General features: G+C 72.4%; 5 protein-coding genes. All 5 read left to right on the top strand.

The features are described from left to right. Positions 1-209 precede the first annotated feature (209 nt). Positions 210-1,016, top strand: a complete 807-nt coding sequence (gene trpC, locus E1284_RS38505; RefSeq protein ID WP_131945077.1) for an indole-3-glycerol phosphate synthase TrpC — start codon at positions 210-212, stop codon at positions 1,014-1,016. A gap of 167 nt (positions 1,017-1,183) precedes the next feature. Next, positions 1,184-2,413, top strand: coding sequence for a tryptophan synthase subunit beta (gene trpB, locus E1284_RS38500; protein WP_131945076.1), 1,230 nt, complete (start codon positions 1,184-1,186; stop codon positions 2,411-2,413). Beyond that, entirely contained in the window at positions 2,410-3,222 is an 813-nt protein-coding gene (gene trpA / locus E1284_RS38495; protein WP_131945075.1) for a tryptophan synthase subunit alpha, read from the top strand. The genes trpB and trpA overlap by 4 nt, the downstream gene beginning before the upstream one ends. Before the next feature lie 169 nt (positions 3,223-3,391). After that, entirely contained in the window at positions 3,392-3,883 is a 492-nt protein-coding gene (locus E1284_RS38490) for a vitamin K epoxide reductase family protein (RefSeq protein WP_131945074.1), read from the top strand. A 60-nt stretch (positions 3,884-3,943) separates the two neighbouring features. Further along, entirely contained in the window at positions 3,944-4,720 is a 777-nt protein-coding gene (locus E1284_RS38485; protein WP_131945073.1) for a DsbA family protein, read from the top strand. The last annotated feature ends 56 nt before the right edge of the window (positions 4,721-4,776 follow it).

The following is a 4,776-nucleotide window of genomic DNA, read 5'->3' as shown; positions in this document are numbered from 1 at the left end:
CACGGGCAGGCACGCGGAGGGCGCCCTAGCGCCCGGAGCGGGCATGCCCGCCGAGCCGGGCGACCGCAGCGACACCGGCAAACCCGCACGGTTACAACACACCGCAACAGTGGCGTGAGGATCGACCGGCTCGTGACGGGGGGTCCGGGGGGTCGCTACCCCGGGTAGATATAGTGCACGGAACGACCTGAAATAGGGGGCCTGCGACCTTGAGCGTTTTGGACGAGATCATCGAGGGAGTCCGGGCCGATCTCGCCGACAGGCAGCGCGAGGTCCCGCTCGACGCACTCAAGGAGAAGGCGGCGAAGGCCCCTGCGGCGCGGGACGCGCTCGGTGCGCTGCGCGGCCCCGGGGTGTCGGTCATCGCGGAGGTCAAGCGCAGCAGCCCGTCCAAGGGCGCGCTGGCGGCGATCGCCGATCCGGCCGCGCTGGCCCGCGACTACGAGGCCGGCGGCGCCAAGGTGATCAGCGTGCTGACCGAGCGGCGCCGGTTCGGCGGCAGCCTCGCCGACCTCGCGGAGGTCCGCGCGAACGTCGACATCTCGATCCTGCGCAAGGACTTCATCGTCACCTCCTACCAGCTGTGGGAGGCGCGCGCGGCGGGCGCCGACATGGTGCTGCTGATCGTCGCGGCGCTGGAGCAGGACGCGCTCGTGTCGCTGGTGGAGCGGGCCGAGTCGATCGGGCTGCTGCCGCTCGTCGAGGCGCACACCGAGGAGGAGGCGGCCCGCGCGGTCGAGGCGGGCGCGAAGGTCGTCGGGGTGAACGCCCGCGACCTGCGCACCCTCAAGGTCGACCGGGGCGTGTTCGCGCGGGTCGCGCCCACCATCCCCAAGGACGTCGTGAAGATCGCCGAGTCGGGGGTGCGGGGCCCGCACGACCTGCTCGCCTACGCCTCCAGCGGCGCCGACGCCGTGCTGGTGGGGGAGAGCCTCGTGATCGGCCGGGATCCGCGCGCCGCGGTCGCCGACCTGGTCGCCGCGGGCGCGCATCCGGCGCTGCGGCAGAGCGGCTGAGCCCCCGCAGCTTTCGCCGGGGGGCGTGGGGGGTCGTCCCCCCACAGGGAAACGCCGACTGGATAGGGTGAGGGGTATGCAGGTCGAACCGCTCCGGGAGCGATGGCGGGGCTAGTCCAGAGCCCCGCCGACCCATCCACTTCTCCCACGACAGGACGCGTTTTCCCATGACCACGGACACCGCCGCGCGCGGTGCTGTACCCGATGCCACCGGCCACTTCGGCCGGTTCGGCGGCCGCTTCGCCCCGGAGGCGCTGATGGCGGCGCTGGACGAGCTGACCCGCGAGTTCGAGGCCGCCAAGCGGGACCCGGCCTTCACCGCGGAACTGGACGACCTCCTCGCGAACTACGCGGGGCGTCCGAGCCTGCTGACCGAGGCGAAGCGCTTCGCCGAGCACGCGGGCGGCGCCCGCGTGCTGCTGAAGCGCGAGGACCTCAACCACACCGGCTCCCACAAGATCAACAATGTGCTGGGCCAGGCGCTGCTGACCCGCCGGATGGGCAAGTCCCGGATCCTCGCCGAGACCGGCGCCGGGCAGCACGGCGTCGCCACCGCGACCGCCGCCGCGCTCCTCGGCCTGACCTGCACCGTCTACATGGGCGAGGTCGACACGGAGCGGCAGGCCCTCAACGTCGCGCGGATGCGGATGCTCGGCGCCGAGGTGATCCCGGTGAAGACCGGCAGCCGCACCCTCAAGGACGCCTGCAACGAGGCGTTCCGCGACTGGGTCGCCACCGTCGACGACACCCACTACTGCATCGGGTCCGTGATGGGCCCGCACCCGTTCCCGATGATGGTCCGCGACTTCCAGCGGATCATCGGCGTCGAGGCGCGGCGGCAGTGCCTCGACATGACCGGCGCCCTGCCGGACGCGGTCGTCGCCTGCGTCGGCGGCGGCTCCAACGCGATCGGGACCTTCCACGCCTTCGTCCCGGACGAGTCCGTCCGGCTGTACGGGTTCGAGGCGGGCGGCGACGGCGTCGCCACCGGCAAGCACGCCGCGACGCTCACCGGCGGCTCCCTCGGCGTCATCCACGGCATGCGGACGTACCTGCTCCAGGACGACGACGGCCAGACCCTCGAAACCCACTCGATCTCCGCCGGCCTCGACTATCCCGGCGTCGGCCCCGAGCACTCGTGGCTGCACGACACCGGCCGCGCCGAGTACCGCGAGATCACCGACGCGGAGGCGATGGACGCGTTCGCGCTGCTGTGCCGCACCGAGGGCATCATCCCGGCCATCGAGTCCGCGCACGCGCTCGCCGGGGCCCTCAAGGTCGGCGAGGAGCTGGGCCCGGACGCCACGATCGTGGTGTGCCTGTCCGGGCGCGGCGACAAGGACATGCACACGGCCGCCGCCTTCTTCGGCCTGATGCCCGAGGGAGAGGCCCAGTGAGCGCCCGGACCGCCTACGACAGGGCCAAGGCCGAGGGGCGGGCCGCGCTCGTCGGCTACCTGCCCGTCGGGTTCCCGACCGTCGACGGCGCCATCGAGGTCGCCAAGACCATGGTGGAGGCGGGCTGCGACGTCATCGAGCTCGGCCTGCCCTACACCGACCCGATGATGGACGGCCCCGTCATCCAGGACGCCGTCCACCAGGCCCTCGTCGGCGGCGCCCGCGTCGCCGACGTGTTCCGCACGGTCGAGGCCGTCGCCGCCGCCGGCGCCCCGGTCCTCGTCATGACGTACTGGAACCCCGTCGACCACTACGGCACCGACCGGTTCGCCCGCGACCTCGCCTCCGCCGGCGGGTGCGGGCTGATCACCCCGGACCTCACGCCCGAGGAGGGCGGCGAGTGGCTGGCGGCGTCCGACGCGCACGGCCTCGACCGGGTGTTCCTCGTCGCGCTCAGCTCCACCGACGAGCGCCTCGAGACGATCACCGGGCAGTGCCGCGGCTTCGTGTACGCGGCGTCGCTGATGGGCGTCACCGGCGCCCGCTCCGCCGTCGACACCGGCGCCCCGCGGCTCGTCGAGCGGACCCGCGCGGTCATCGACAAGGCCGGGACGGGGCTGCCGGTCGGGCTCGGGCTCGGCGTCGGCAGCGGCGCGCAGGCCGCCGAGATCGCCGGGTTCGCCGACGGCGTGATCGTCGGGTCGGCGTTCGTCCGCCGCGTGCTGGAGGCCCCCGACCTTCCGGCGGGGGTGGCCGCGGTCCGGTCGTTCACCGAGGAGCTCGCGGCCGGCGTCCGCGGCCGGCACTGATCATTCCGGACATGCCGCAAGGGCCCGCGCGGAACGCGGAAAGCCGTTTCCGCGCGGGCTTTACGGTGTTCCGGGAACTCGCCGCGGGCGCGGCCGAGTTGTTGCTTGTGGTACCGCCGCACTCCCGTAGGGTGTGTTCGCCGGAGGAGGCGGTCCCGGAAGGATCACGATGACACAAGAGATGACGGCGAAGGGCCGGGCCGAGGCGGCGGCGCCGCCGCTGCCGCCCGCGTGGTTCCAGGTCCCGGCCTGGCTGCTGACGCTCGCCGGGCTCGGGATCTCCGTCTACCTGACGATCACCCACTACGACGAGGGCGCGCTGGTCTGCTCGGCGACCTCGACGATCGACTGCCACGCGGTCACGACGAGCGAGTACTCGTCCCTGCTCGGCATCCCGATGCCGCTGCTCGGCCTCGCGTTCTTCGTCGGCTTCGGGGCGCTGCTGACGCCGTGGGCGCTGCGCTCGACGTGGCCGCCGCTGCGCTGGGGGCGGGTGGCCGGCGTCTCGGTGGGCGTGCTCATGGTCGTCTACCTCGTCACCGTGGAGCTGGCGGTCCTGCACAAGATCTGCCTGTGGTGCACGGGGGTGCACGCCGTCACCGTGGTCCTGTTCCTGCTCGTCCTGATCGACGAATTCCGACGGATCGGTCAGGTCGACTAATCTCCCCGGTACCGCGCCGCACGGTGGCGGCGCCCGGGTCCGCACGCACGAGGAGAACCAATGAGCAAGGCCGCACGAGAGCGGTCCGCGAGGGAGCGCCTGGCCGCAGAGCGCAAGCGGCAGGCGGCGCGGGAGAAGCAGCGGCGGCTGCTCGCCATCGTCCTCGGCACGGTGGTGGCCGTGGCGGTGATCGTGGTCGGGACCGTCCTGGTCATCGACCAGAAGAACAAGAACGGCCGCGCCGAGGTCCACCAGGGCGCGCTGGCCCCGCTCAGCCGCCAGGCCGACGGATCCATCGTGATGGCGCAGTCGGGGGTGGCCAAGCCGGAGCTGGAGATCTTCGAAGACTTCCAGTGCCCGATCTGCAAGCAGTTCGAGGAGGCCACCGGCAAGACGATCCAGGAGCTGGCGGAGCAGGGCAAGGTCAAGGTCGTCTACCGGCCGTTCCACCTGTTCGGGCAGCAGAAGGACCCCATCAAGATCAACTCGCTGCGCTCGGCCGAGGCGGCGCTGTGCGTCCCGGCCGACAAGTGGATCTCCTACCACGACGCGCTCTTCAAGTTCCAGCCCGCCGAGGGCGAGAAGGGCTTCTCGCCCGACGACCTCGTGAAGTGGGGCAAGGACGTCGGCGTCACCGACCCGAACTTCGAGAAGTGCGTCCGGGACGGGCAGAAGAAGTCGACGGTCGACGCGATGACCAAGTACGCCCTGCAGGACCGCGGCGTCGACGGCACCCCGACCGTGTTCCTGAACGGCCAGAAGCTCGACAGCACCCAGTTCATGAACCCCGCGGCGCTGCGGGCGACCATCGACGCCGCGGGCAAGACCGGGAAGTGATCCCGGCCGCCGACGCGGCCGCGCCGTCCGGCGCCGCCTGAGGCCCTCGCCCGCCC

Source organism: Actinomadura bangladeshensis, from assembly GCF_004348335.1.
Classification (GTDB): domain Bacteria; phylum Actinomycetota; class Actinomycetes; order Streptosporangiales; family Streptosporangiaceae; genus Spirillospora; species Spirillospora bangladeshensis.
Note: the sequence above shows the minus strand (reverse complement) of the source record. Positions and strands in the feature narration are given on the sequence as shown.